The 25,744-nt window shown below is 72.6% G+C and carries 25 protein-coding genes and 1 pseudogene; 13 read left to right on the top strand and 13 right to left on the bottom strand.

The genetic code is table 11. From position 1 onward, the window contains the following. Positions 1-12: 12 nt before the first annotated feature. Positions 13-1,638 (bottom strand): sensor histidine kinase, encoded by a 1,626-nt coding sequence (locus OHB09_RS17020; RefSeq protein WP_328923025.1) that lies wholly within the window; start codon positions 1,636-1,638, stop codon positions 13-15. A gap of 5 nt (positions 1,639-1,643) precedes the next feature. Further along, positions 1,644-2,363, bottom strand: a complete 720-nt coding sequence (locus tag OHB09_RS17015) for a response regulator transcription factor (protein WP_191853986.1) — start codon at positions 2,361-2,363, stop codon at positions 1,644-1,646. Positions 2,364-2,714: 351 nt separating this feature from the next. Between OHB09_RS17015 and OHB09_RS17010 the strand changes: the two genes are divergently transcribed. Then, positions 2,715-3,071: a hypothetical protein gene (locus OHB09_RS17010; RefSeq protein ID WP_093591292.1), complete on the top strand. Its 357-nt coding sequence runs from the start codon at positions 2,715-2,717 to the stop codon at positions 3,069-3,071. A gap of 152 nt (positions 3,072-3,223) precedes the next feature. On the opposite strand, the gene aspS is transcribed toward OHB09_RS17010, so the two are convergent. Next, positions 3,224-4,987: an aspartate--tRNA ligase gene (aspS, locus tag OHB09_RS17005; RefSeq protein WP_328922192.1), complete on the bottom strand. Its 1,764-nt coding sequence runs from the start codon at positions 4,985-4,987 to the stop codon at positions 3,224-3,226. Positions 4,988-5,327: 340 nt separating this feature from the next. On the opposite strand from aspS, the gene OHB09_RS17000 reads away from it, so the two are divergent. Next, entirely contained in the window at positions 5,328-7,481 is a 2,154-nt protein-coding gene (locus OHB09_RS17000; RefSeq protein WP_319351487.1) for a SpoIIE family protein phosphatase, read from the top strand. Between the two features lie 165 nt (positions 7,482-7,646). Here OHB09_RS17000 and OHB09_RS16995 read toward each other — a convergent pair whose 3' ends face one another. Then, positions 7,647-8,672 (bottom strand): AI-2E family transporter, encoded by a 1,026-nt coding sequence (locus OHB09_RS16995; protein WP_093591283.1) that lies wholly within the window; start codon positions 8,670-8,672, stop codon positions 7,647-7,649. 135 nt (positions 8,673-8,807) lie between these two features. Beyond that, a complete protein-coding gene (locus OHB09_RS16990) occupies positions 8,808-9,383 on the bottom strand; it encodes an RNA polymerase sigma factor (RefSeq protein WP_006138578.1) in 576 nt (191 codons plus the stop codon). A gap of 160 nt (positions 9,384-9,543) precedes the next feature. Between OHB09_RS16990 and OHB09_RS16985 the strand changes: the two genes are divergently transcribed. From OHB09_RS16985 to OHB09_RS16965, 5 genes are all read left to right on the top strand, one after another. Further along, positions 9,544-10,035: an Asp23/Gls24 family envelope stress response protein gene (locus tag OHB09_RS16985; protein WP_006138577.1), complete on the top strand. Its 492-nt coding sequence runs from the start codon at positions 9,544-9,546 to the stop codon at positions 10,033-10,035. Positions 10,036-10,111: 76 nt separating this feature from the next. Further along, complete coding sequence (locus tag OHB09_RS16980; protein ID WP_006138576.1) at positions 10,112-10,279, top strand: hypothetical protein; 168 nt, start codon at positions 10,112-10,114, stop codon at positions 10,277-10,279. After that, on the top strand, positions 10,276-10,686 hold the full coding sequence (locus OHB09_RS16975) for an Asp23/Gls24 family envelope stress response protein (RefSeq protein ID WP_006138575.1): 411 nt from the start codon (positions 10,276-10,278) through the stop codon (positions 10,684-10,686). The genes OHB09_RS16980 and OHB09_RS16975 overlap by 4 nt, the downstream gene beginning before the upstream one ends. A 52-nt stretch (positions 10,687-10,738) precedes the next feature. Continuing rightward, entirely contained in the window at positions 10,739-11,407 is a 669-nt protein-coding gene (locus OHB09_RS16970) for a DUF6286 domain-containing protein (RefSeq protein ID WP_328922191.1), read from the top strand. Positions 11,408-11,441: 34 nt separating this feature from the next. Next, entirely contained in the window at positions 11,442-12,050 is a 609-nt protein-coding gene (locus tag OHB09_RS16965; protein WP_328922190.1) for an alkaline shock response membrane anchor protein AmaP, read from the top strand. 127 nt (positions 12,051-12,177) lie between these two features. Here OHB09_RS16965 and OHB09_RS16960 read toward each other — a convergent pair whose 3' ends face one another. After that, positions 12,178-13,158 carry a pirin family protein gene (locus OHB09_RS16960; RefSeq protein WP_167794026.1) on the bottom strand — a complete coding sequence of 327 codons (981 nt, stop codon included), beginning with the start codon at positions 13,156-13,158 and terminating at the stop codon, positions 12,178-12,180. Between the two features lie 170 nt (positions 13,159-13,328). Continuing rightward, positions 13,329-13,826: an SseB family protein gene (locus OHB09_RS16955; RefSeq protein WP_006138571.1), complete on the bottom strand. Its 498-nt coding sequence runs from the start codon at positions 13,824-13,826 to the stop codon at positions 13,329-13,331. A 186-nt stretch (positions 13,827-14,012) separates the two neighbouring features. On the opposite strand from OHB09_RS16955, the gene OHB09_RS16950 reads away from it, so the two are divergent. The 3 genes from OHB09_RS16950 (at position 14,013) to OHB09_RS16940 (ending at position 17,735) form a co-directional block, all read left to right on the top strand. Further along, entirely contained in the window at positions 14,013-15,839 is a 1,827-nt protein-coding gene (locus tag OHB09_RS16950; protein ID WP_006138570.1) for an acyl-CoA dehydrogenase, read from the top strand. A 160-nt stretch (positions 15,840-15,999) separates the two neighbouring features. After that, complete coding sequence (locus OHB09_RS16945; protein WP_093591265.1) at positions 16,000-17,322, top strand: M18 family aminopeptidase; 1,323 nt, start codon at positions 16,000-16,002, stop codon at positions 17,320-17,322. Positions 17,323-17,477: 155 nt separating this feature from the next. After that, a complete protein-coding gene (locus OHB09_RS16940; protein ID WP_006138568.1) occupies positions 17,478-17,735 on the top strand; it encodes a DUF6458 family protein in 258 nt (85 codons plus the stop codon). Positions 17,736-17,807: 72 nt separating this feature from the next. Here OHB09_RS16940 and OHB09_RS16935 read toward each other — a convergent pair whose 3' ends face one another. Further along, positions 17,808-19,661 carry an NHL domain-containing thioredoxin family protein gene (locus OHB09_RS16935; RefSeq protein ID WP_328922189.1) on the bottom strand — a complete coding sequence of 618 codons (1,854 nt, stop codon included), beginning with the start codon at positions 19,659-19,661 and terminating at the stop codon, positions 17,808-17,810. Between the two features lie 74 nt (positions 19,662-19,735). Here OHB09_RS16935 and OHB09_RS16930 point away from each other — a divergent pair, with 74 nt between their 5' ends. After that, on the top strand, positions 19,736-20,452 hold the full coding sequence (locus tag OHB09_RS16930) for a hypothetical protein (RefSeq protein WP_259297134.1): 717 nt from the start codon (positions 19,736-19,738) through the stop codon (positions 20,450-20,452). A gap of 5 nt (positions 20,453-20,457) precedes the next feature. Here the strand turns inward: OHB09_RS16930 and OHB09_RS16925 are convergent, their stop codons facing one another. Beyond that, positions 20,458-20,652, bottom strand: coding sequence for a hypothetical protein (locus tag OHB09_RS16925; RefSeq protein ID WP_328922188.1), 195 nt, complete (start codon positions 20,650-20,652; stop codon positions 20,458-20,460). A gap of 90 nt (positions 20,653-20,742) precedes the next feature. Beyond that, positions 20,743-20,901 (bottom strand): annotated as a pseudogene (locus OHB09_RS16920) (transcriptional regulator); the annotation flags it as partial. Between the two features lie 62 nt (positions 20,902-20,963). Here OHB09_RS16920 and OHB09_RS16915 point away from each other — a divergent pair. Further along, positions 20,964-21,455 carry an LURP-one-related/scramblase family protein gene (locus tag OHB09_RS16915; RefSeq protein ID WP_006138564.1) on the top strand — a complete coding sequence of 164 codons (492 nt, stop codon included), beginning with the start codon at positions 20,964-20,966 and terminating at the stop codon, positions 21,453-21,455. Positions 21,456-21,503: 48 nt separating this feature from the next. On the opposite strand, the gene OHB09_RS16910 is transcribed toward OHB09_RS16915, so the two are convergent. Then, positions 21,504-22,325: a carbon-nitrogen family hydrolase gene (locus OHB09_RS16910; RefSeq protein ID WP_328923024.1), complete on the bottom strand. Its 822-nt coding sequence runs from the start codon at positions 22,323-22,325 to the stop codon at positions 21,504-21,506. Positions 22,326-22,554: 229 nt separating this feature from the next. Between OHB09_RS16910 and OHB09_RS16905 the strand changes: the two genes are divergently transcribed. Next, positions 22,555-23,379, top strand: coding sequence for a maleylpyruvate isomerase family mycothiol-dependent enzyme (locus tag OHB09_RS16905; protein ID WP_006138562.1), 825 nt, complete (start codon positions 22,555-22,557; stop codon positions 23,377-23,379). A gap of 173 nt (positions 23,380-23,552) precedes the next feature. On the opposite strand, the gene OHB09_RS16900 is transcribed toward OHB09_RS16905, so the two are convergent. Next, entirely contained in the window at positions 23,553-24,896 is a 1,344-nt protein-coding gene (locus tag OHB09_RS16900; RefSeq protein WP_006138561.1) for an MFS transporter, read from the bottom strand. Continuing rightward, positions 24,893-25,657, bottom strand: coding sequence for a GntR family transcriptional regulator (locus tag OHB09_RS16895; protein WP_328922187.1), 765 nt, complete (start codon positions 25,655-25,657; stop codon positions 24,893-24,895). Before OHB09_RS16895 ends, OHB09_RS16900 begins: the two co-directional genes overlap by 4 nt. Positions 25,658-25,744 lie beyond the last annotated feature (87 nt).

Here is a 25,744-nt window from a genome sequence, read left to right as displayed (position 1 = left end):
CCCGGTGGTCCGTCAGGGAGTCGCCGCCAGCGTCACCGTGAAGGTCGTGCCGGCGCCCACCGTGCTCTCCACCTCCACCGTGCCCCCGTGGTCCGCGACGATCTGCCGGGCGATGGACAGGCCCAGACCGCTGCCCCCCGTCTGCCTCCCGCGGGCCGCGTCCGCCCGCCAGAAGCGGTCGAAGAGGTGCGGCAGTTGCTCCGCCGGGATGCCCGTGCCGGTGTCCGCGACCCGCAGCACGGCCCTTGCGCCGTGCCGTTCGGCGGAGAGGATCACCGTGCCGCCGGGCGGGGTGGCCCGCAGGGCGTTGCCGAGGAGGTTGCCCACGACCTGCCGCAGCCGGTCCGCGTCGGCGTGGACGCGGACCGGGTGCGGCACCCGGGTCCGCAGCGCCACCCCGGCCGCCTCGGCCTGGGCGGCGTGCGCGGTGCGGGCGGTCTCCAGCAGGTCGCCGAGGCCGACCTCGGCCCGGTGGTAGGTGAGCGCCCCCGCCTCGGCCAGCGCGAGATCCTGGAGGTCGTCGACGATGCGCTGCTGGAGCATCGCCTCCTCGTGCAGGGAGTCGAGGAGTTCGGGCGAGGGGTCGACCACGCCGTCCCGCAGCGCCTCCAAGTAGCCGCGCAGGTTGGCGAGCGGGGTGCGCAGTTCGTGGGCGATGTCGCCGGTCAGGCGGCGCTGGCGTTCCTCGGCGGACTGCAGGGACTCGGCCATGCGGTTGAAGGCCCGGCCGAGTTCGGCGATCTCGTCCCGTCCCGAGACCGGCACCCGGCGGGCGAGTTCGCCCTCACCCAGGCCCCGGGCGGCCGAGGTCAGGGCGCGCACCGGCCGCAGCACGGCCCGGCTGAGCAGCAGCGCCCCCAGTACGGCGACGAGGGCGACACCCGCCGCGACGGCCACGGTGGGGGCGGCGGCGAGCCCGGCGGGCGCCTCGCCGCGGAAGCCGAGGCCGACCTCCAGGCGCGGCGGGGCGAGCGTCGCCGTCCGCTCGGCGAAGACCCGGCGCAGGCAGGCGGTGAACCGCCCGTCCGTGCTCTCCTCGGCGCAGGGGACCAGGGCCTCGTTGTCCTCCCCGGCGCGCGGGTCCGCGCCGGGGTCGGGGGTGACGCAGTTGCCCGGCTTCCGGTCGGCGGTGATCCTCGGGATGCCGAGGGCGTCGGGGCGTGCGGTGACGGTGGCGCCGGCCCGGGTGAGGCAGCCGGCGTGGGTGAGGGCGGAGCGGTACTCGGCGATCGCGGTCACCGTCCGCTTCACCGAGGCGCGCCGCACCGGCCCGGCGGGTATCCGCAGCCGGGGCCGGGGGTCGACGAGGACCGGCGGCTGTCCCCCGGCCGCACGCGGGCCGCGGCCGGCGAGGGCGTCGGAATCGGCGAGGAGCACGTCGTTGTCGGTGACGACGCGGATGCGCTGCCCGGTGTCCTTCGCCAGCGCGCGCACGGTGGGGGAGACGCCCTCCCAGGTCCCGTGCGCGAACCCGTACTCCTGGAGGGCCTCGGTGATCCGGCTGACGTCCTCCCGGCCGGCCGCCACGGACTCCTTCACTTGGCTGGTGGCCTGCCGCAGGGTCAGCCACGCGGTCGCGCCGGTGGCGGTGAGCGCGATCAGCGCCAGCAGGGCGAGCACCCGCAGCCGGAAACTCACGGCGCTCACCGCCCGCCGTGGTGGGCGCGGTCCCCGGGGTCCGCCGTCGCGAGCCGGTAGCCGCGGCCGTACACCGTCTCGACGTGCCGGGTGCCCGGGCGGCCGCCGTCCAGCTTGCGGCGCAGGTTCATCACGTGGGCGTCGACGGTGCGCTCCAGGACCTGCTGGTCGAAGCCGAAGACGCGGTCGATGATCTGGGCCCGGGTGAAGACCCGGCCCGGTTCGGCCGCGAGGAGGGCGAGGATCGCGAACTCCTTGCCGGTCAACGGCACCGGTTCGCCCGCCGCCCGCACCTCGAACCGGGCGGTGTCGACCACCAGGTCGCCCACCGTGAGGACCGGCGGCCGCTCGCCCTCGGCGGGGCGCGCCCGGCGCAGCAGGGCGCGTACCCGGGCGGTGAGTTCGCGGGGGCTGTACGGCTTGGTCAGATAGTCGTCGGCGCCGAGGTCGAGGCCGAGCAGCAGGTCCTCCTCGGTGCTGCGGGCGGTCAGCAGCAGGATCGGGACCCGGGACTCGGCGCGCAGCACGCGGCAGACGTCGAGTCCGTCGACGTGCGGCATCATCACGTCGAGAACGAGCAGGTCCGGCCGGGACGCGCGGGCGCGGTCGATCGCGGAGCGTCCGTCGGCCACGACCTGTATGTCGTGTCCCTCCCGCTCCAGGTAGATGCGGATCAGTTGCGCCTGTTTCACGTCGTCCTCGGCGACGAGTATGCGAGCGGGCAACGCGACTCCTTCGACGGGGATTCCACAACGTACCGGAAACACCCGGCCGCTGATCAGGGGTGGATACGGATCAATTTCCTCCGCCTGGGGCCGGAAAGGGGAATTCCGGAATCCGTGAATCCAGGGCGGCGCGGCGATCCTCCGCCCGTATTGATCAGGCCATTCCCCCGCTCTGCCGCCCGGCACTCACCCGTTCCGTTCCGCCACAGGAATGTCCTATTCCCCCTCCACGCTTTTCCGGACACACGCCGAAAGAATATGGCCAACCTGTGGCGGAATCATTTCCTCAGCATGTCGGAAGTCGAATCGTAGCGGTCGCAACAACGACAGAAAAACGACGATGGGGGATCAATGAAGCGTCGCTTCGCAGTCGTGCTGCCGGCACTCGTGGCCGTGGCCGCGAGCCTTCCGATCGCACTGGCCACCACGCCGGCCTCGGCCTCGGCGTCCTGTGGCAAGACCGTCGCCGACAAGGACGGCGGCTCCTGGAACAAGACGGCCGACGGGGCCAACGAGCGCAGTGGTTCCAGCACCAGCTGCACCGTCAAGGGGATCGCGTACAACACCCAGCGGCTGGACTACCACTGCTACACCATCGCGGGCGACTACACCTGGACGTACCTGCGGAACGACTCCACGGGCGTCTACGGCTGGGTCCGCGACGACCTGCTGAGCGACTACGGCAGCCTGGTCTACTGCGGCTTCTGACGCCGCGGCACGGCGAAAGGGAACCGTGAACGAGGAAGGGGCGGCCGGTAGGCCGCCCCTTCTTCCCACTTGTTTTCCCGCACTCCCGCGCTTCCGGGAAAACGGCGCGCGCGGAACAGGCGTGAAAGCGGAATGCGCGTAAAAGCGCCGGACTACTTAGCCTGCGGCTTGCGCACCGTCAGGTGCAGCTCCCGCAGCCGGGTCTCCTCCAGCTCCGTCGGCGCGCCCATCATCAGGTCCTGGGCGTTGCCGTTGAGCGGGAAGGCGATCGTCTCGCGGATGTTCGGCTCGTCGGCGAGCAGCATGACGATCCGGTCCACGCCCGGGGCGATGCCACCGTGGGGCGGGGCGCCGAAGCGCAGCGCGCGCAGCATGCCCGCGAACTCGCGCTCCACGGTCTCGTGGTCGTAGCCGGCGATCTCGAACGCCTTGAGCATGATGTCCGGCTCGTGGTTCCGGATCGCGCCGGAGGACAGCTCCACGCCGTTGCAGACGATGTCGTACTGCCAGGCGAGGATGTCCAGCGGGTCCTGGTTCTCCAGGGCGTCCATGCCGCCCTGCGGCATCGAGAACGGGTTGTGCGAGAAGTCGATCTTCCCGGTCTCCTCGTCCTTCTCGTACATCGGGAAGTCGACGATCCAGCAGAACCGGAAGACGTTCTCCTCGAAGTGCCCGGCGCGCTTGGCGGCCTCGACCCGCACCGCGCCCATGATCTTCGAGACCTCGTCGTACTCGCCCGCGCTGAAGAACACCGCGTGCCCGGCGGCCAGCGACAGCCGCTTGGTCAGCTCGGCGACGTTCTCCTCGGTGAGGAACTTGGCGATCGGACCGGTCAGCGAACCGTCCTCGGCGACCCGCACCCAGGCAAGGCCCTTCGCGCCCTGCTCGACCGCGTACTCGCCGAGCTGGTCGAAGAACTTGCGGGGCTGGGCGGCGACGTCCGGCACGGGCAGCGCGCGCACGTGCTTGCCGGCGAAGGCCTTGAACTCCGAGCCCGCGAAGATGTCGGTGAGGTCGACCAGCTCCAGCTTGGCCCGCAGGTCGGGCTTGTCCGAGCCGTACTTCGCCATCGCCTCGCGGAACGGGATGCGGGGGAAGGGCGAGGTGACGGGGCGGCCGCCACCGAACTCCTCGAAGAGGTCCGTCATCAGCTTCTCGATGGGCTGGAAGACGTCCTCCTGCTCGACGAAGCTCATCTCCACGTCGAGCTGGTAGAACTCGCCCGGCGAACGGTCCGCGCGGGCGTCCTCGTCACGGAAGCAGGGCGCGATCTGGAAGTAGCGGTCGAAGCCGGAGATCATCAGGAGCTGCTTGAACTGCTGCGGCGCCTGGGGCAGTGCGTAGAACTTGCCCGGGTTCAGCCGGGAGGGCACGACGAAGTCGCGGGCGCCCTCGGGGGAGGTGGCGGTGAGGATCGGCGTCGCCATCTCATTGAAGTTCATCGCGGCCATCTTGTGGCGGATGGCGGAGATGACCGCCGTGCGCAGCATGATGTTGCGGTGCATGCGCTCGCGGCGCAGGTCCAGGAAGCGGTACTCCAGACGCCGCTCCTCGTTGACCCCGTCCTCGGTGTTGATCGTGAACGGCAGCGGGGCGGCCGCGCCGAGCAGCTCGACCTCGCCGACCTCGACCTCGATCTCGCCGGTCGGCAGATCGGCGTTGACGTTCTCGGCGCCGCGCGAGACGACCTTGCCGTCGACCCGGACGGTGGACTCCTTGGACAGCTTGTCCAGGGCCTCGTAGGCGGGGGTGCCGGGGCGGGCCACGAGCTGGGTGATGCCGTAATGGTCGCGCAGATCGATGAAGAGGATGCCGCCCAGGTCGCGCCGATTGTGCAGCCAGCCACTCAGCCGGACGTCGGAGCCGACGTCAGAGGCGCGGAGCTCGCCGCAGGTGTGGGACCTGTACCGATGCATCGTCGTTCATCCAGCCTTCGCGGATCGGGGTCGTGGCGGGCGAATCTGCCGCCCGCGGCCTCACCATGGGTCACGGTGGGTGTTTCACGTGAAACAACCCCCAGCGTACCGGGCACCTGAAGCCCACTCTTCCCCATTCCCACCGCGACCACGGAGCGGGGCGGGCCCGGGAGGCGGCACCGGTCGGGACCGGGGGCGGCACCGGGCAGGGCCGGGGGTGGAACCGGGGGCGGCACCGGGCAGGACCAGAGGCGGAACCGGGCGGAACCAGGGGCGGGCGCGAGGGCGCCCGGCCCGGCAGCGGTGGCAGCGTCCGATCACTCGTTCCTACAGTGGGTCAATGCGCACTGGTGAGCCCCTGCCCGCCGTGGGGGACATCCTGGAGTCCCTCGCCACCGGACTGTGGCACTGGGACGGGGGCGAGCGCCGCGTCACCCTCGACGCCGAGGCCGCGCGCCTGCTCGGACTGCCTCCCGAGCCGGTCACGCTCGGCGAGGCCGGGATGCGCGCCCGCTTCCACCCCGTGGACTGGGGCGAGGTGGACGCGGTGGTCCAGCTCGCCCTCAGCGAGGGCACCATCGCCGAACTGCGGCTGCGCGTCATGGACGAACACGGCAGGGTCCTGCGCACCGTGCGCAGCCGCTCCCGTCCCTCCGTGGACCCGGCGACCGGCGAGTACCACGTGCTCGGCACCCTGCAGGAGGTCACCGAGCCCGGAACGGCCGCCGCCCTGCGCACCTCCGTCACCGGCGACTGGCGCCGCTCGCGCGAGGCCTTCCTGCTGGACGCCGGACGCGCCCTCGCCGAGGCCCGCTCCACCCAGGAGGTCCTGCGGGTCGCCGCCGGGCTGTCGATGCCGGGCTTCACCCCGGACGGCCAGGCCGTCTTCGGCGTCCAGGGCGACCACCTGACCGTCGTCGGACACCACGGGCAGTCGCCGGGCGACGAGGGACCCTTCGTCGACATGCCGCTGAGCACCGACTACCCGGCCACCGAGGTGGTCCGCACCGGCCGCGCCGTCTACCTCTCCTCGCCCGCCGAGTACAAGGCCCGCTATCCCGCCTCCTGGCCGCTCGCCGCCCGCTTCGGCCGTCAGTCCTGGGCGTATCTGCCGCTGACGGTCGCGGGATCGACGATGGGCACCTGGATGGCGGGCTTCACCTCCCCGGTCTCCTTCACCCCCGACGAACGCTCGGTACTCACCACGGTGGCCCGGATGCTCGCCCAGGCCCTGTCCCGCGCGGGGGTCGCCGAGACCGAGCGGGAGCTGACGGAGGGGCTCCAGCGCTCGATGCTGCCCCGTCTCGGCCCGCAGATCCCCGGCATGAGGATCGCCGCCCGCTACGTCCCGACCGGCGGCGGCCTCCAGGTCGGCGGCGACTGGTACGACATGATCCCGCTGCCCGGCGGCGGGGGCCGGTTCGCGCTGGTCATGGGCGACGTCCAGGGGCACGACGTGCGCGCGGCGGGCCTCATGGGCCAGCTCCGCATCGCGCTGCGCGCCTACGCCTCCGAGGGCCACCGCCCCGATGCCGTCCTCACCCGCGCCTCCCGCTTCCTGCACGGCATGACCTACGGCGAGGACGGCTCCGAGCTGCGCTTCGCGACCTGCCTCTATCTCGAGGTGGATCCCTCGACCGGCATGCTGGAGATCGCCCGGGCCGGCCACCCCGACCCCGCGATCCGCATGGCCGACCGGACGGTGCTGCTGCGGCCGACCCCCGGCGGGCTGCCGCTCGGCATCGACCCGGACGCCGACTACCCGACCACCCGTCTGGTCCTCGAACCCGACGAGACCCTGCTGATGTGCACCGACGGCCTGATCGAGACCGGCGGCCACGACCTGGACACGGGGTGGCGGCGGCTGCGCCGGATCCTGGAGGAGCACGACGGCGATTTGGAGGACCTCGCCGACTCCCTCGTCCAGGGCGTGCACGGGCCCTCCTCCCACCACAGCACCGGCCCGCTGGCCGACCGGCGCGAGGACGACATAGCCGTGCTGCTGCTGTGCCGGCTGGGCCCCGAGCGCGGCTGCGACGGCGTGGCCGAGGGCGACGGAGCCGCGCGGCCCGCCGTGCGAAGAGCGGTGCTGACCGTCGCCCAGGCCGAGTCCGAGCGGATCGCCGTCGCCCGGCAGCAGTTGCGCGAGCTGCTGCACGACTGGGCCTCGGCGGACCAGGTCGACTCCGCGGTCCTGCTGCTCTCCGAGATGCTCACCAACGTGCTCGTGCACACGGACGCGGACGCGCTCCTCGTGGCCGAGGTCAGCGGCGGGCCCGCGGCCGGCGGCCGTACGGTGCGCGTCGAGGTCAGCGACATCAGCGACGACCTGCCGCACAAGCGCGACCCGGGGGAGCTGGCCTCCTCCGGGCGCGGCCTCGTCCTCATGGAGTTCCTGGCGGACCACTGGGGCGTCGACCCCCGCGGGGAGGGCAAGACGATCTGGTTCGAACTGCGCGAACGGGAGGCTGCGGACGTACCGGACCCTGCGTGAGCGGGCCCTGCGTGAGCGGGCGTGCATGGCCGGGCCTGCGTACCTGGCCCTGCATGGCCGGCCCTGCGTGGGCGGGCGGGCATGACCGGGCGGGCCTGGCCGACCCCGCGCGTCCCGCCCGCCGCAGCCCGGCCCGGCCCGGTGCGGCGGCCCGCCGCACCCGGGTCAGCGCGTGCGGTCCCGCACCTCGTGCACCGCCCCGGAGACCGCCGCCGCGAGGGGGACCGCCAGGAGCAGGCCGAGGATGCCCGCCACCGAGGCCCCGGCCGCCAGCGCCACCAGGACCACCGCCGGGTGCATCCGCACCGTGCGGCTCTGGATCACCGGCTGCAGTACGTGCCCCTCGATGAGCTGCACGGCGACGATCAACCCGAGCGCCCACACCGCCACCGCGAACCCCCGGTCGGCGAAGGCCACGAGCACGGCCACCGCACCGGAGAGGAAGGCGCCGAGGTAGGGGATGTACGCGCCCACGAAGACCAGCGCCCCGAGCCCCACCGCACCCGGCACCCGCAGTCCGAGCAGCCCGGCGGTGATGAGGGCGGCGTCGATCAGCGCGATGAACGTGGTCCCCCGCATGAACCCCTCGACCGCGCGGAAGGCCCGCCGCGCCACGGCCTCCACGGTGTCGGCGCTGCCGTAGGGGGAGAGCCCGCGCAGCCCGCCCACGGCACGGTCGCCGTCCCGCAGGAAGAAGAAGACGAGGAGCAGCGCGAGCACCGCCGTGGCGACGGTCTCGCTGATGTAGCCGACCCCGGTGACGACACCGGAGACCGCGCTGCCGCCGAACCGGCCGGCCAGCTTGCGCGCCTCCTCGGAGAGCGAGTCCACCGAGGTCCCGGAGGAGCCGAGGCGGTCGGTGAGGGACTGCGCGGCCCTCCGTACGGAGTCGACGATCTGGGCGCCGTTGTCGACCAGCGCGGAGACGACGATGAACAGCGCGCCGCCCACCACGGCGACGACGGCGACACAGGTCACGAAGGCGGAGAGCGAGCGGTGCACGCCCACCCCGACCAGCCGCCGGTGCAGCGGCGCGAGGAGCGCGGAGCCCAGCAGGGCCAGCAGCACGGGCACGACGGCCGGGCGGAACACCCGGCCCAACTCCACCACCACCCAGCCGACCCCGGCCACGAGCAGCGCGACGACACACCAGGCGGCGAGCCGCCGTACCGGATCGGGGAGCACCTGCACGCCCTCAGCCGACCACGCGGCCACCGACCGCGCCCGCCCGGCCACCCCGGCCGGGTGACCCGCCGGGCCCGGTCCGTCACACCTCGCCCGGCCGGTCGCGAGTGCCGGCCCGCACGGAGGCCGCGCGCGGGTCGCCTACCGCCAGGGGCCCATCGCCTCCTGCAGGGAGCGGCGTGCCCGGAACAGCCGGCCGCGCACGGTCTGCTCGCTGGTGTGCGTCACCTGGGCTATCTCCTTGTAGGGCATGCCCTGCACCTCTCTGAGCAGCCAGCACAGCCGCTGCTCCTCGTCCAGCCCGGCGAGCGCGCGGGACAGGGCGGCCGTGGCCGCGTCCTGTTCCGCGGACCGGGCGGGCTGACTCCACGCGTCGGCCGTCACGGGTTCGGCGACGGTCTCCAGGGACAGGGGCGGTGGCCGGCGGCGGCGCATGTTCAGGCACCGGTTGACAGTGATCCGGTACATCCAGGTGCGGAACTCCGCGTGGTGCCGGTACTCCGGCAGCCGCCGCCAGGCGCTGAGGAAGGCGTCCTGAACGGCCTCCTCGGCGTCCTGCGAGTCGCCGACCACGCAGCGGGCCAGGCCCAGGAGGGACCGGCTGTGCCGCTGGACCAGGAACGCGAAGGAGTCCTCGTCCCCCTCGGCAGCCCGTACGGCAAGGATCCGGTCCGGCAGGTCGCGGACCGCCTGTGGGGCAGCAGTGCGTTCACTCATGTCTCTCCCGCGAAGGCTGGGAGCGCCCGGGTACCCCGACAGGACTGTGACGCACATCACATCTCATGGGTGTGAGGAGAACGCCGCCCCGCCTGTCCAACGTCGTGTAGGACGCCGCTTCGGTGTCCGACCGAGCAATCGACCGATCGAGGCGACCGCCATGACGGAGAACACCACCAGCTTCGGCGGAGACGACCGGCCCGACACGGGCGCGAACACGCTGAAGGGCCGCGCCGGCGCCGGGGCCCCGGCCGAGACACGGGGAAGGACCACCATCGCGGACGGCGTGGTGGCCAAGATCGCGGGCATGGCCACCCGCGAGGTACCGGGCATCCACAACCTGGGAGCGGGGATGGCGCGTGCTCTCGGCGCCATGCGCGAACGCGCCCCCGGCGGAGGCGGCACGGGCCTCACCCGAGGGGTGAAGGTCGAGGTCGGCGAGCGGCAGGCCGCCGTGGACCTGGACGTCGTCGTGGAGTACGGCGTTCCCATCGTGGAGGTCGCCGGTGCCGTCCGCACCAATGTGATCGGCGCGGTGGAGCGGATGACCGGCCTGGAGGTCGTCGAGGTGAACATCACCGTCGACGACGTCCACCTCCCCGACGAGGACGAGGACGAGGGAACCGACCGGGACCAGGGCCGCGTGCGGTGATCTCCATCGCCGCGACCGGAGCGCGCGGCTGACCACGCGGACGGCGACGTCCGTCCGCGGGACGGGTGAGTGCGAGATGAAAGCAGCGACGACGGGCCTCGCGGCCGGGATGGCACTCGGCTTCGCCGGATACTTCGGCGGCTTCTGGGCGTTCCTCCTGGTCCTGGTCCTCGGAGTGGTGGGGCTGGTCGCCGGTCTCGCCGTCCAGGGTGACCTCGACGTGTGGTCACGGAGGCGGCGGTGAGCACACTGGCCGGTCCGCCGTTCCCCGGCGGGGGCTCCCCGCCCTCGACGCCGGCCGCGGGCCTCCCGCCGCCGGCCGAACGGGGCGCCACCGTCATCCCCGACAAGGTGGTCTCCCGCATCGCCGCGCAGGCCGCGCGCACGGCGCAGTCCCGGCGGGCCGCCGTGCCGCCCGACAGGGACCGTCCGGCCCCACCCGCGGCCACGTCGGCCATCCACGCCGGAGCGGTGCGCCTGCACCTGTCCATGGACCTGCCCTATCCGGCCGACATCGCCGAGGTCTGCGAGCGGATCCGGCACGATGTGGCCGCGCTGGTGACCCGGCTGACCGGGCTCGAGGTCACGGAGGTGACCCTCACCGTGCGGCGGCTGCTCGCCGCCGGAGCGGACCGGGGGCGGGTCCGGTGAGCGCCCGTACGGCCCCGGTCCCGGGGCGGTCTCTCGCGGAAGGAGGACCGCGATGACGTCCGAACCCGACGTGCCCGACCGCGATGGTGCGCCGTCCTCGCGGCACCGTGCCGCGGCGGTCCCGGCGAGGGAGCCCGGCCCGCCCGCGCACGACGCCCCGTCCGGCGCACCGGACGCGGGATACCGGACCCGTCGCCCGTGGTCCGCCCGCCGCCTGCCGACGGCGCTGGTCGCCACGGTGGTCCTCGTGGCGGCGGGCGCGGCGCTGATCGACGTCGTCCTCGTCCGGGCGGGGCGCCCGGCGGCGCTCTGGCGGCGGCGTCTGGCCGACGAGCTGGCCGACCGCCCCGTGGACGACGTGTGGGTGCTCGCGGGAGCCGCCGCGGCCGTCGCCCTCGGCGTCTGGCTGATCGTCCTCGCCCTCACCCCCGGCCTGCGCCACTGGCTGCCCCTGCGGTCGCCGGAACCCGGGCTGCGGGCCTCCCTCGACCGCGACGGCGCCGCCGACCTGCTGCGCGACGCCGCCATGCGGGTACCGGGAGTGGGCGCGGCCCGGGTCCGGGTGCGCCGCCGTCGCGCCAAGGCGCGTGCGGACGTCCACTTCCGCGATCCGCGGCAGGTGAAGGACGACCTCACCACCGTCCTCGACGAGGAACGCGACCGGATGGCCCTCGCCCGTCCGCCCCGCATCGTCGTCCGGGTGCGGCGGCGCACCCGCTGACCGTCGAGCCCCTCATCCCCCGGAGGCCGCCACCATGGCATCGCGCACCACGACCAACCGCAGCCTGCTGGCTCTCGTCGGACTGATCCTGCTCGGCGGTGGTCTGCTGGTCCTCTTCGCCGGTTTCGACCTCTACCGGCGACTGGACGTCGCCCCGCCCGCCGCCTGGCCCCTGACCGGCCCGGACGACGTGCTGCTCGGCTCCGCCGACCGGCTCCGCTGGAGCGACCAGGGCTGGTGGTGGTGGCCGGCGGTCATCGCCGCCCTCGTGCTCGCCGTGCTGCTCGCCCTGTGGTGGCTGTTCGCGCAACTGCGCCGCCGTCGCCCGGGAGCACTGCCCGTCGGCGGCACTCCCCCGCGGGAAGGCGTGGAACTGCGTGACCGCGCGCTCGGTGACGCGATCGCCGCCGAGGCCGGTGGCCTGCCGGGCGTGGACCACGCGGACGTGCGCATCACCGGGCGGCCCGCCCGCCCGCACACCCACGTCGACCTCGCGCTGACCCCTCGGGCGGCGCCCGGCGCCACCCTGCACGCCCTCTGCGAGGGTCCGCTGCGGGCCGCCCGCCGCTCCACCGGTCACCGGCAGTTGCCCACCGAGGCCCGTCTGGGGGTCACCCACCGCAAACCGCACCGCGCGGAGTGAGGAGCGCCCCGCGCGCGCCCGCGCCCTCTCCCTGGCCGCACCGCCGTGGGGGCCGGGGTCGAGCGCCCGCGCGCGCCCGCGGCCCCCGCCTCGCTCCGGCGCGGCGGGGGCCGCGGTTCCCGCCCGCTCAGTCCCCGGCCGGGCCCTGTTCGGTCATCCCGTGCACCGCCGGGACCGTACCCAGGCGGCCCTTCTGGAAGTCCTCGAAGGCCTGCTGCAGCTCCTCGCGGGTGTTCATGACGAACGGCCCGTAGTGCGCCATCGGCTCCCGGATCGGACGGCCCCCGAGAAGGAGGATCTCCAGGTCCGGGGTGTGGGAGTCCTGCTGCTCATCGGCACGGACGGTGAGCGAGGAACCGGCGCCGAAGACCGCGGTCTGCCCGACGTGCACGGGCCGCCGGTCGGCGCCGACGGCACCGCGCCCGGCCAGCACGTACGCCAGCCCGTTGAAGTCCTCCCGCCACGGCAGGGTGACCTCGGCGCCCGGCGCGACCGTGGCGTGCACGAGGGTGATCGGGGTGTGCGTGATGCCGGGGCCCTCGTGCCCGTCCAGCTCACCGGCGATGACGCGGAGCAGCGCGCCGCCGTCGGGGGTGGTCAGCAGGCGCACCTGGCCGCCGCGGATGTCCTGGTAGCGCGGCGCCATCATCTTGTCGGCGGCCGGCAGGTTCACCCAGAGCTGGATGCCGTGGAAGAGGCCCCCCGAGACGACCAGCGACTCCGGCGGCGCCTCGATGTGCAGGAGGCCCGAGCCCGCCGTCATCCACTGGGTGTCACCGTTGGTGATGGTGCCGCCGCCCCCGTTGGAGTCCTGGTGGTCGAAGATCCCGTCGATGATGTAGGTGACGGTCTCGAAGCCGCGGTGCGGGTGCCAGGGCGTCCCCTTCGGCTCGCCCGGCGCGTACTCCACCTCACCCATCTGGTCCATCATGATGAACGGGTCGAGATGGCGGTAATTGATCCCGGCGAACGCGCGGCGGACCGGGAAGCCCTCCCCTTCGAAGCCACTGGGCGCGGTCGTCACGGCGAGCACGGGGCGGGCCACCGCGTCGGCCGGCGCCCCCACACGCGGGAGGGTGAGCGGGTTCTCGACGGTCACTGCAGGCATGTCGGTACCTCCTTGTGCGCGAAGTCTAGTTGAACGTTGAACTTCCTGCCACCCGGAACGCGGGAAGCCCGGAGGGCATTCCCTCCGGGCTTCCCGGGTGAGCGCGCGCCGCCCCGCGGGGCCGGCACGCCTTTCCGTCCGCGGAACGACCGCGTCCGGAACAACGGGCCCTAGCCGTACATCCGCCGCATCGCGAACTCCACCATCTGCTCCACCGACTTCGCGTCGAACACCATCCGGTGCTCCCCCTCCATGTCGAGGACGAAGCCGTACCCGGTCGGCAGCAGGTCGATCACCTCCGCGCCGGTGATCACGAAGTACTTGGACTCCTTGCCCGCGTACCGCCGCAGTTCCTTGAGCGAGGTGAACATCGGGATCACGGGCTGCTGGGTGTTGTGCAGCGCGAGGAACCCGGGATTGTCGCCGCGCGGGCAGTACACCTTGGACGTGGCGAAGATCTGCTGGAAGTCCTCGGCGGTCACCTGCCCGGTGGTGAACGCGCGGACCGCCTCGGCCAGCGAGGGCGGCGACGGCTCGGGGTACAGCGGCGGCGTCTGACCGTAGCCGCCGGGCATCTGACCACCGGACATCTGGCCGCCCGGCATCTGCCCGGGGATGTCCTGCGGCGAGGCGTACTGCTGCGCACCGGTGTTCTGGTAGCCGTACATGCCCCACAGCGTAATGGGCGCCCCCGCCCCCGGAACCGGGGAACCGGCGGAGAGGGGTCGGCCACACCACGGGCCCAGGGGTTGATTCTTATTACCGACGGGTAGCATCATCGGAGCTACTTATTGGTACGTGAACCAGCCGCGAGGAGCCAGCACCTCGCCGAATCCCGCAACGGAGCCGTCGCCATGGGCCACTACAAGCCGAATCTCCGCGACATCGAGTTCAACCTCTTCGAGGTGCTCGGCCGCGACAAGCTGTACGGGAGCGGCCCGTTCGCGGAGATGGACGTCGACACCGCCAAGAGCATCCTCGAGGAACTGACCCGTCTCTCGGAGAACGAGCTGGCGGAGTCCTTCGCGGACGCCGACCGCAACCCCCCGGTCTTCGACCCCAGGACCAACACCGCCCCGGTCCCCGCCTCCTTCAAGAAGAGCTACCAGGCCTTCATGGAGTCCGAGTACTGGCGGCTCGGCCTGCCCGAGGAGATCGGCGGCACCACCGCCCCCCGCTCCCTGATCTGGGCCTACGCCGAGCTCATCCTGGGCGCCAACCCGGCCGTGTGGATGTACTCCTCCGGCCCGGCCTTCGCCGGCATCCTCTTCGACGAGGGCAACGAGACCCAGAAGCACATCGCCAAGATCGCCGTCGACAGGCAGTGGGGCTCCACCATGGTCCTCACCGAGCCGGACGCCGGCTCCGACGTCGGCGCCGGCCGCACCAAGGCCGTCGAGCAGGCGGACGGCTCCTGGCACATCGAGGGCGTGAAGCGCTTCATCACCTCCGGTGAGCACGACATGTCGGAGAACATCCTCCACTACGTGCTCGCCCGCCCCGAGGGCGCGGGCCCCGGCACCAAGGGCCTCTCCCTCTTCCTCGTCCCGAAGTACGAGTTCGACTTCGAGACCGGCGAGCTGGGCGAGCGCAACGGCGTCTACGCCACGAACGTCGAGCACAAGATGGGCCTGAAGGTCTCCAACACCTGCGAGATGACCTTCGGCGACAAGCACCCCGCCAAGGGCTGGCTCATCGGCGACAAGCACGACGGCATCCGCCAGATGTTCCGCATCATCGAGTTCGCCCGCATGATGGTCGGCACGAAGGCGATCTCCACGCTCTCCACCGGCTACCTCAACGCGCTGGAGTACGCCAAGGAGCGCGTCCAGGGCCCCGACCTCGCCAACTTCATGGACAAGTCGGCGCCCAAGGTCACCATCACCCACCACCCCGACGTCCGCCGCTCCCTCATGACGCAGAAGGCGTACGCCGAGGGCATGCGCGCGCTGGTGATGTACACCGCCTCCGTCCAGGACGCCATCCAGGTCAAGGAGGCCGACGGCGAGGACGCCTCCGCCGAGCACGCGCTCAACGACCTGCTCCTGCCCATCGTCAAGGGCTACGGCTCCGAGAAGGCCTACGAGCAGCTCGCCCAGTCCCTCCAGACCTACGGCGGCTCCGGCTTCCTCCAGGAGTACCCGGTCGAGCAGTACATCCGCGACTCCAAGATCGACACCCTCTACGAGGGCACCACCGCGATCCAGGGCCAGGACTTCTTCTTCCGCAAGATCGTCCGCAACCAGGGCGCGGCGCTGAACTCGCTGGCCGGGGACATCAAGAAGTTCCTGGAGCTCGGCACCGGCGGCGAGGAGCTGGCGGGCGCCCGCGAGCACCTGGCCAAGGCCGCCGTCGAGCTGGAGTCGATCGTCGGCACCATGCTCACCGACCTCGCCGCCACCGAGCAGGACACCAAGAACATCTACAAGGTGGGCCTCAACACCACCCGCCTCCTGCTCGCCTCCGGCGACGTCGTCGTCGGCTACCTGCTCCTCAAGGGCGCCGCCATCGCCGTCGAGAAGCTGGAGACCGCGACCGCCAAGGACAAGACGTTCTACCAGGGCAAGATCGCGGCAGCGAAGTTCTTCGCCGCCAGCGTGCTGCCCGGTGTGACCCTCGCCCGCAAGCTGGCCTCGGGCGTCGACCTGGACCTCATGGAGCTCGACGAGTCCGCTTTCTGACGGACCGTCCGCAGCAGGTCGGCACGTCCGCTACGCGGGTGGATCACCCGGTCCGCCCGCACCGCCGGGCGGGCCGCTCTGTCCGACTTCCACACCGTCCTCACGAGGGCCCGCTCCCGATCCCCGGGAGCGGGTCCTTCGCCGTCGTTAAGGTGAACCCATGCGCACATCCCCCCGCTTCGACCGCGGCCACACCGACGACCTGATGTCCTTCGTGACGGCGAGCCCGTCGCCGTACCACGCGGTGGCGAGTGCCGCCGAGCGGCTGGAGAAGGCCGGATTCCGCCAGGTCGCCGAGACGGACGCCTGGGACGCGGAGGGCTCGGCGGCGTCCCCCGCCGGCACCGGCGGCCGCTACGTGCTGCGCGGTGGCGCACTGATCGCCTGGTACGTCCCCGAGGGTGCCGCCCCCCACACCCCCTTCCGCATCCTCGGCGCCCACACCGACTCCCCCAACCTGCGGGTCAAGCCGCTGCCCGACAGCGGCGCCCACGGCTGGCGCCAGGTCGCCGTCGAGATCTACGGCGGCCCCCTCATGAACTCCTGGCTCGACCGCGACCTCGGCATGGCCGGACGGGTCTTCCTGCGCGACGGCTCCACCCGCCTCGTCGACGTCGACCGGCCGCTGCTGCGCGTCCCCCAGCTCGCCATCCACCTCGACCGCTCGGTCAGCTCCGACGGCCTCCAGCTCGACAAGCAGCGCCACCTCCAGCCCGTGTGGGGCCTCGGGAACGACGTGCGCGACGGCGACCTCATCGCCTTCCTCGAACAGGAACTCGGCCTCGCCGCCGGCGAGGTCACCGGCTGGGACCTCATGACCTACCCCGTGGAACCGCCGGCCTACCTCGGCCGCGACCGGGAACTCCTCGCCTCCCCCCGCCTGGACAACCTCCTCTCCGTGCACGCCGGCCTCGCCGCGCTCACCGCCGCCGCCTCCGCGCCGGAGAACCTCACCTCCATCCCCGTGCTCGCCGCCTTCGACCACGAGGAGACCGGCTCCCAGTCCGACACCGGCGCCGACGGACCCCTGCTCGGCTCCGTCCTCGAACGCTCGGTGCACGCCCGCGGCGGCTCCCCCGAGGACCGGGCACGCGCCCTCGCGGCCACCGTCTGCCTCTCCTCCGACGTCGGCCACGCCGTCCACCCCAACTACGCCGAGCGGCACGACCCCACCCACCACCCCCGGGCCGGCGGCGGACCGATCCTCAAGGTCAACGCCAACAACCGCTACGCCACCGACGGTTCGGGCCGGGCCGTGTTCGCCGCCGCCTGCGAGAAGGCCGGCGTGCCCTTCCAGTCCTTCGTCTCGCACAACTCCATGCCCTGCGGCACCACCATCGGCCCCATCACCGCCGCCCGCCACGGCATCCGCACCGTGGACATCGGCGTCGCCATCCTCTCCATGCACAGCGCCCGCGAGATGTGCGCCGCCGCCGACCCGTACCTGCTGGCAAGCGCCCTGACGGCCTTTCTGGAGAGCTGAGCCCCCGCCCTCCCCGAACCCTCCGTCAGGAGCCCTCCACCGGCTCCCCGTTCCGCCCCCGCCCGGCGGACGGGAGCCGGGGTTCCGCATGCCGGTGCGCCCCGGGGGTACCCGAACGGGGCCGGAGGTTCCGGCACGACAGGGAGGGCAATCTCATGGGCCTGGGCGGATGCATCATCCTCATCGCCGTGGGGGCCGTACTCACGTTCGCGACCGACTGGCACATGAACGGGGTCAACCTCGATCTCGTCGGTCTCATCCTCATGATCGTCGGGCTGATCGGGGTCACCACGTTCAGCAGCATCGCCAGGCGCCGCCGCGTCATGGTGCCGCCCACGACGACGGTCGTCGAGGAGGAACGGCACCACCACCATCACACCGGCGACGGCTACAGCGACGGCTACGGCCTCTGACCCGTACGGGACGGCCGCCCGGCCGCCCGTACGCGTCCCCGCCGGCCGCCCCCCGCACGGGCCGCCGCCGGCTCAGGCCTCCGCGGTGTCCATCCCCGCCAGCACCAGGGGCAGCCGCGCCGCACCGTCCCCGGTGACACGCACCGGGACACCCCAGTCCTGCTGGTGGACATGGCACGCCGGGTACTCGTTCGCGGGGTCGTCGTCGCAGGACGCGGCCATCGCCGAGACGTGCAGCACCCCCTCCGGCACCGACGGGTCCAGCTCCAGCGTGCGGGCCAGGTCCGTGCCCGCGCCCTCGCCCGCCAGCAGCAGCTCCGGCGGCGTCGAGGAGACCAGCAGCCGGGTCGAGGGGCCGTAGCGCGTGTCCAGCTTCTGACCGGCCGGCGCCTGGAAGATCACGTCGAGCCGCAGCGCCCCCGGCGCCACCTCCGTCGCCGCCCGCCGCGTGCGGTGCGCCACCGCGTCCACCCGGACCGCCTCCTCGGGCAGCCGCAGCCGCGTCAGCCGGTGCCGGGCAGACTCCACCACCACGATGTCCTCGCCGACCACCACCGCGTCACTGGGCTCGCGCAGATCCGTGGCCAGCGTGGTCACCTCGCCCGTCGCCGGGTCGAAGCGGCGCAGCGCGTGGTTGTAGGTGTCGCTGACCGCCACCGAGCCGTCCGGCAGCGCGGTGACCCCCAGCGGGTGCTGGAGCAGCGCCTGCTCCGCCGCCCCGTCCCGGTGCCCGAAGTCGAACAGACCGGTGCCCACCGCCGTGTGCACCGCGCCCTCGGTGTCGACCCAGCGCAGCGCGGAGGTCTCGGAGTCGGCCAGCCACAGCCGCTCCCCGGCCGCCGCGAGCCCCGAGGGCTGGGCGAACCAGGCCTCGGCGCCGGGACCGTCCACCAGCCCCTCGTTGGTCGTGCCCGCCGCCACCGCGACCGTCTCCGAGGCGGGGTCGTACGTCCACAACTGGTGCACGCCCGCCATCGCCATCCACACCCGGCCGCCGAACACGGCCACGTCCCACGGCGAGGACAGATCCACCTCGCGCGCCGGGCCGGACGTCGGCGAGCCCTGCCACCACTGCCGCCCGGTGCCCGCGAGCGTCGTGACACCGCCGGTGGCCACGTCCAGGCGGCGCAGCGCGTGGTTCACGGTGTCGGCCACGACCACCGACCCGTCCTCCAGCAGCGCCAGGCCCTGCGGCTCGCTGAACGCCGCCGCCTCCGCCGTACCGTCCGCGAAGCCGCGCGCACCGGACCCGATCCGCCGCACCTCGCTCTCCCCGTCCGCCGCCAGCTCCACGAGCTGGTGCCGGGTGGTGTCGCTGACCAGGAGGTTCCCCGAGGGCAGCAGCAGCGCCTTGCCGGGGAAGCGGAGCGTGGTGGGCTCCGGCTCGGGCGCCACATACGGCCCGTCGCCCCGGCGCAGGGTGCCCTTGGCCTCGTGCTCGGCCTCCAGCTCCTCCACCAGCTTCTCGATCGCGTGCGCGTGCCCCTCGCCCGCGTGCTGGGCGACCACGTACCCCTCGGGGTCGATCACCACCAGCGTGGGCCAGGCCCGCACCGCGTACTGCTTCCAGGTGGCCAGCTCCGGATCGTCGAGCACCGGGTGCTCCACGCCGTACCGCTCGACGGCGTCCACGACCGCCTGGTGCTCCGCCTCGTGCACGAACTTCGGCGAGTGCACCCCGATGATCACCACCGTGTCCCGGTGCTTCTCCTCCAGCTCCCGCAGCTCGTCCAGGACGTGCAGGCAGTTGATGCAGCAGAAGGTCCAGAAATCCACAACAACGCACTTACCTCGCAGGTCAGCGAGGGGGAGATCTTTCCCGCCGGTGTTCAGCCAGCCACCCTTGCCGATCAGCTCGGGGGCACGGACACGGGCACGCCTGCGGGGTACGGGCGCGGGGGTGGGCGCCGGGACAGCATCGTTCATCCTTCAAGCTTGCCATCCTGGTACGAACGTCGGATCACACGCCTACGGCAGGACCTACGACAGGGGAGCGAAGGTTGGCTACGGACGAGGGCGAGACGACTGCCGGCGAGACGGCGCGGACGGTGCAGGGGTTCATGGCGCTGCCGGGGCCGGTGGAGGGCCGTAGGGAGGTGTTCGCCGGATGCGTGGCGGACGTCGTCCGGGTCCTCGGGCTCGACGTCGTTCACAGGCCGCAGCCCGGCGATCCACGAACGTGGGTGAACCAAGCTCGGACGGCGCTGTACAAGGCCTGCCGCCGGGACCTGATCCTTTCCGAGGAGTCCTTCGAGACGCTGATCAAGGCAGCCGTCTACGACCCCGACCCGAGCTTCAACCGCCATTTCCTCGAACCGGCGCTGAACGCGTTCGGGCGCGGGCGGGTCCAAGCCTCGTTGCTCGGATACCTGCGGGCGGGCACGGACGTCGAGCGGGCGGGCGCGGCGAATGCCTGGTACTGGTCGGCTCTACCCCTGCGTATGCCCACCGTACGGGCGGAGCACCCCGCAGGCACCGGTCCGGCGGAGCCCGACGACGCCCCGACCGTAGTGGCCGAGTGGTACGAAACCGCGCTTCGCGAGTTCGTGATCAACGAGCACCTGGACGTCCGGCGCCGCATCCTGCCGGGCCTGCCGCTCCGGAAGTCGGCCTATCCGCCGGAGCTGCACGACCTGGTGGACGCGGCCGTGGCGATAGCCCGGTCCCATCCGGACGAGTACATCCGCCACCGCGTGGAACACCAGGTCGGTGACTGACACCCTCACTGGGCGCGCTCGACCACGGCGACTTCCGAGAACTCGCGCAGGAAGGTCATGTGCCCGGTCCGGCCCGTGTGCCCGATGCACATGTCCATGCACACGTCCGCGTCCCCGGTCGGTGCGGCAGTCCACTGACAGTCCGGGTCTGTGCGCAACGGCAGCTCTACCGGGGGTTGCTCATACGCGATCGTCTTCACGGCCCCGCTCCTCGTGTCGTCCGTGTAGCGACCACGCTAGGAACGGTCGAGCTGCAACTCCCAGGAGATTGCATGAGGTTTGCACGGTCATCACCCGAGAGTCTGAATGGCGCTGGTGATGAGTGCGCGGGCCTTCGCCCCATGGACGGCCATCTCGGCCAGTTCCGTGAATGTGTCCGCGTACGCGGCAACCTCGCTCGGCTGGGTCGGCGCGAGGTAGCCGGAAACCAGCTCGACGTTGACCTGTGCACCTCCGCGAAGGCCCCCACTGGCCGCTTTCCCGGGCCCGGTGGCGGGGAAGCCGTACGGGTATGAGATTCCTCGTACGCGACCGGCTCCTCGGTATCGGTGACGACTACTGGATCGAGGACGAGCACGGTGAGAAGGTCTTCCTCGTCGACGGGAAGGCGATGCGGCTGCGGGACACCTTCGAGCTGAAGGACACCCGGGGCAATGTGCTGATCGACATCCACCAGAAGATGTTCGCCCTGCGCGACACGATGGTGATCGAGCGGGGCGGGGAGCCGCTCGCCACGATCCGCCGCAAGCGGCTGTCGCTGTTGCGCAACCACTACCGCGTGGCGCTGGCCGAGGGGACGGAGCTGGACGTCAGCGGCAAGATCCTCGACCGGGAGTTCGCCGTCGAGTACGACGGGGAGCTGCTCGCGGTGATCTCGCGGCGGTGGCTGCACGTCCGGGAGACGTACGGCGTGGACATCGTCCGCGAGGACGCGGACCCGGCGCTGCTGATCGCGGTGGCGGTGTGCGCGATCCACCTCGCGGAGAAGGAACGGGAGGACTGAGGCGGGCCCTGGGGAGGGAGCCCCCGGGTGACAGGGCCGCGGTGGGGTTCAGACGGTGGGCGGGGCCAGGCCGAGGACGCGGTCCTTCAGGGCCGGGAACTGTTCCCTCGTCCTCGCCACCCGTGCCGGGTCGAAGTCGACGGTGAGGATCTCCTCGTCCGGGCCCGCCTCCGCCAGGACCTCGCCCCAGGGGTCCACCACGATCGAGTGACCGGCCTGGGGAACCCCGGCGTGCGTCCCGGCCGTTCCGCAGGCGAGGACGAAGGCCTGGTTCTCGACCGCGCGGGCCTGCGCGAGGAGCGTCCAGTGGGAGCGGCGGCGTTCCGGCCAGCCCGCCGGGACCACCAGCGTCTCGGCGCCGGCGTCGACGAGGCCGCGGAACAGCTCGGGGAAGCGGAGGTCGTAGCAGGTGGCCACGCCGAGCGTGGTGTCCGGCAGGGTCACGGTCACCAGGGTGTCGCCGGCGCCCATCAGGACGGCCTCGCCCTTGTCGAAGCCGAAGCGGTGGATCTTGCGGTAGGCGGCGGCGAGTGTGCCGGAGGGGGAGAAGACGAGTGAGGTGTTGTACACGGGGCCCTCGGCGCCCGGGCCGCCGTCGGCCGGTGCCTCGCCGCGCTCGGGGATCGAGCCCGCGTGCAGCCACACGCCCGCCTCGCGGGCCGCTTCGGCCATCGCCTCGTACGTCGGACCGCGCAGCGGTTCCGCCCCGGTGGCGAAGGACTCGTAGGCGAAGGCCCCGGTGGTCCACAGCTCGGGCAGCACGACCAGATCCGCGCCCGCCTGTTCCCGTACGAGGGAGGCGACGCGAGCGCGGCGCGCTTCGACCGATTCGTCCTCGTCTACACCGATCTGGATGAGGGAGGCGCGCACACTACCACCGTCCTGGCATTCGAGCCGTCCGTCCGGGCCTACGATCGTCACACGAAAGCACTGCCGGGGTGCCCCACAGCAGCGTAACTTAACGTGTCTGGACACCCGCTGACAGACGTTGACACGACGCTGGGGGCCACCGCAGCAGCATTCCGTCCACCGACAACGCCGTCGGCGACCGCCGCCGCCACAACTGCCCGCGCACCGACCGCCCGAGGGGTCCCGTTCCGTGAGTCTGCATCCCACCCTCCAGCCCTACGCCGACGCCTGGACCCACTCGATCGACGCGATATCCGAGCTGGTGCAGCCGCTCGTGGAAGGCGAGTGGAACCGGCGGACCCCGTGCCCGGCCTGGTCGGTCCGCGACGTCGTCTCGCACGTCATCGGGCTGGAGTGCGAGATGCTCGGCGACCCGCGGCCGATCCACACCCTCCCGCGCGACCTCTTCCACGTCACCAACGAGCACCAGCGGTACATGGAGATGCAGGTCGACGTCCGCCGGCACCACACCGGCCCGGAGATGACCTCCGAGCTGGAGTACACGATCATCCGCCGCAACCGCCAGCTCCGGAACGAGTCGCGGGACCCCGGCACCAAGGTGCGCGGCCCGCTCGGCACCGAGCCGACGCTGGAGGAGGCCATGCGCAACCGGGCCTTCGACGTGTGGGTGCACGAGCAGGATCTGCGCGCCGCCCTCGGCCGCCCCGGCAACCTGGACTCCCCGGGCGCCCAGGTGACCCGGGACCTGCTGCTCGCCGCGCTGCCGAAGGTCGTCGCCAAGGACGCGGGGGTGCCGCCCGGCTCGGCGGTGGTGATCGACGTGCACGGACCGGTCGAGTTCCTGCGCACGGTCCGGGTCGACGAGGAGGGGCGCGGGTCGATAGACGGCGCGCCCTCGCTGGGCCCGGTGGTGAGTCTGACGCTGGACTGGGAGACGTACGTGCGGCTGGCCTGCGGCCGGGTCACGGCGGACATGGTGGCCGACCGGATCAAGGCGGAGGGCGACGCGGAACTGACGGCGGCGATCCTGCTGGCGTTCGCGGTGACGCCCTAGCGACGGCCGCCCCGGGGTGCCTCCGTGGCGACGGCCGTTTCGCGAATGCCGCGTGACGACGTCGCGACGGGCTTCTCGCCGGGCCGCCGTGACGACGACCGACTGGCGGTGCCGCCGTAGCGGAACCGGAAGGGGCGGGTGCGCCGAGGCAGGGCCCCGGCGCACCCGCCGCGTCATGCGGGGCCCTGCCCCGGGCCGCCGCCCGCGGCGACCGGCACGTGGACGGTCTGTACCCGGCTCGCCACCAGCCGCTCCCGCTCGCGGACCGCCGCGCGCCCGCGCAGCCGCAGGATCTGGCTGAGGCCGAGCGCCTGGAGGACGAAGACCACGGAGAACGCCAGCGTGTAGTCGTTGCCGCTCGCGTCCAGCAGCACGCCGATCGCGAACAGCGTCGTCATCGAGGCGACGAAACCGCCCATGTTGGTGATCCCGGAGGCCGTGCCCTGACGTTCGGCCGGGTTGGCGGGCCGGGCGAAGTCGAAGCCGATCATCGAGGCGGGTCCGCAGGCGCCGAGGACCGCGCAGAGCGCGACCAGCAGCCACATCGGCGCCCGGTCTCCCGGGTACAGCAGCGTGGCCGCCCACAGCAAGGCCGTCGCGCCCACGGTGCCGAGGGCCAGCGGCAGCCGGGCCGCGTTGCGCCGGGCCACCAGCTGCCCGTACACCAGTCCGACGGCCATGTTGGACAGCACCACCAGGGTCAGCAGCTCCCCGGCCGTCGCCCGGGACAGTCCCTGCGCCTCGACGAGGAAGGGCAGCCCCCACAGCAGCAGGAACACCATCGCCGGGAACTGCGTGGTGAAGTGCACCCACATGCCGAGCCGGGTGCCGGGCTCCCGCCAGGAGGCCGCGATCTGCCGGCGCACGTAGGCCGCGCCCTGGTGCGTGACGGGCTCCGGGTCGAAGCCCTCGGGGTGGTCCTTCAGGAAGAGCGTCATCAGGACGAGGACGACGAGTCCGGCGAGCGCGCTGCCCGCGAAGGCCGCCGTCCAGCCGAGGCCGTGCAGCAGGCGGGCGATGACCAGGGTGGAGACGAGGTTGCCCGCCATGCCGGCCAGCCCGGCGAGCTGGGCGACCATCGGGCCGCGCCTGGCCGGGAACCAGCGGGTGCCGAGCCGCAGCACGCTGATGAAGGTCAGCGCGTCGCCGCAGCCGAGCAGCGCCCGGGAGGCGAGCGCGCTCCCGTAGGACGGGGAGAAGGCGAAGCCGAGCTGGCCCGCGGTGAACAGCACGACGCCGAGCGTCAGCACCTTCTTGGTGCCGAGCCGGTCGACCAGGAGGCCGACGGGTATCTGCATGCCCGCGTAGACCAGGAGCTGCAGGATCGAGAACGTGGACAGCGCCGAGGCGTTGACATGGAACCGGTCGGCCGCGTCCAGTCCCGCCACGCCCAGGGACGTACGGAAGATCACCGCGACGAAGTAGACGGAGACGCCGATCGACCAGACGGCGATCGCCCGCCGGCCGCCTGGCGGGTCCCCGGGCAGACGGAGGGAGCCGGTGGAGGCCGCGCTCATCGGATCTCCCCCCGGGCCAGGTGGGAGAACCAGTTCACATGGCCGTGCAGCAGTTCCACGACCCGCTCGGCGTCCCCCGCGCGCAGCGCCTCGAGGATCTGCCCGTGTTCGGTGAGCGTCTTGGTGACCCGGTCGGGGTGGGCGTTCATGACGGCGACGCCCATGCGGAGCTGGCGGTCGCGGAGCTGGTCGTAGAGGCGGGAGAGGATCTCGTTGCCGCCGCTGCGCACGATCTCGGCGTGGAAGCAGCGGTCGGTGACCGCCGCCTCGGCCAGTTCGCCGGCGGCGACCTGCTCGCGCTGCCTGGCGAGCAGTTCCTCCAGCCGGGCCAGGAGCGCGGGCGGCGCGGGCACCGCCTTGCGCGCCGCGTGCGCCTCGACGAGCCGGCGCGTCTCGACCACGTCCGCGATCTCCTGGGCGGAGACGGGCAGGACCAGGGCGCCCTTCTTCGGGTAGAGGCGCAGCAGTCCCTCGACCTCCAGCCGGAGCAGCGCCTCCCGCACGGGGGTGCGCGAGACGCCGACCTCCTCGGCCAGGCCTCCCTCGGTCAGCAGTGTCCCGCCCTCGTAGCGGCGCTCCAGCACACCCTGCTTGACGTGGGCGTACACCCGGTCGGCGGCCGGGGGCCGCTTGCCGGGCGGGGTGGGCGAGAGGGGGGAGGGGGCCGCAGGGACGGGTGGGTGGGAACTGGCGGGCCCGGGTGGGTGGGAATCGGCGGGCCCGGGTGGGTGGGGACCGGCAGGGACGGGCGGCGAAGGCATGCGCACAGCATAGATACAACACGTACGCATGCGGTCCGGCGTCCGGAGTGTGGACGCCTGCCGACCGGTGTGGGACGTATCCCGGCA

The sequence above is a fragment of the Streptomyces griseoaurantiacus genome, from assembly GCF_036189845.1.
Lineage (GTDB): Bacteria > Actinomycetota > Actinomycetes > Streptomycetales > Streptomycetaceae > Streptomyces > Streptomyces griseoaurantiacus.
This window is presented reverse-complemented; position numbering and strand designations above follow the sequence as displayed.

Coding starts and splice junctions, on each gene's coding strand:
- OHB09_RS17010 (WP_093591292.1), top strand. CDS start 2,715: ATGAAGCGTCGCTTCGCAGTCGTGCTGCCGGCACTCGTGGCCGTGGCC.
- aspS (WP_328922192.1), bottom strand. CDS start 4,987: ATGCATCGGTACAGGTCCCACACCTGCGGCGAGCTCCGCGCCTCTGAC.
- OHB09_RS17000 (WP_319351487.1), top strand. CDS start 5,328: ATGCGCACTGGTGAGCCCCTGCCCGCCGTGGGGGACATCCTGGAGTCC.
- OHB09_RS16990 (WP_006138578.1), bottom strand. CDS start 9,383: ATGAGTGAACGCACTGCTGCCCCACAGGCGGTCCGCGACCTGCCGGAC.
- OHB09_RS16985 (WP_006138577.1), top strand. CDS start 9,544: ATGACGGAGAACACCACCAGCTTCGGCGGAGACGACCGGCCCGACACG.
- OHB09_RS16980 (WP_006138576.1), top strand. CDS start 10,112: ATGAAAGCAGCGACGACGGGCCTCGCGGCCGGGATGGCACTCGGCTTC.
- OHB09_RS16970 (WP_328922191.1), top strand. CDS start 10,739: ATGACGTCCGAACCCGACGTGCCCGACCGCGATGGTGCGCCGTCCTCG.
- OHB09_RS16965 (WP_328922190.1), top strand. CDS start 11,442: ATGGCATCGCGCACCACGACCAACCGCAGCCTGCTGGCTCTCGTCGGA.
- OHB09_RS16960 (WP_167794026.1), bottom strand. CDS start 13,158: ATGCCTGCAGTGACCGTCGAGAACCCGCTCACCCTCCCGCGTGTGGGG.
- OHB09_RS16955 (WP_006138571.1), bottom strand. CDS start 13,826: ATGTACGGCTACCAGAACACCGGTGCGCAGCAGTACGCCTCGCCGCAG.
- OHB09_RS16950 (WP_006138570.1), top strand. CDS start 14,013: ATGGGCCACTACAAGCCGAATCTCCGCGACATCGAGTTCAACCTCTTC.
- OHB09_RS16945 (WP_093591265.1), top strand. CDS start 16,000: ATGCGCACATCCCCCCGCTTCGACCGCGGCCACACCGACGACCTGATG.
- OHB09_RS16940 (WP_006138568.1), top strand. CDS start 17,478: ATGGGCCTGGGCGGATGCATCATCCTCATCGCCGTGGGGGCCGTACTC.
- OHB09_RS16935 (WP_328922189.1), bottom strand. CDS start 19,661: ATGAACGATGCTGTCCCGGCGCCCACCCCCGCGCCCGTACCCCGCAGG.
- OHB09_RS16915 (WP_006138564.1), top strand. CDS start 20,964: ATGAGATTCCTCGTACGCGACCGGCTCCTCGGTATCGGTGACGACTAC.
- OHB09_RS16900 (WP_006138561.1), bottom strand. CDS start 24,896: ATGAGCGCGGCCTCCACCGGCTCCCTCCGTCTGCCCGGGGACCCGCCA.
- OHB09_RS16895 (WP_328922187.1), bottom strand. CDS start 25,657: ATGCCTTCGCCGCCCGTCCCTGCCGGTCCCCACCCACCCGGGCCCGCC.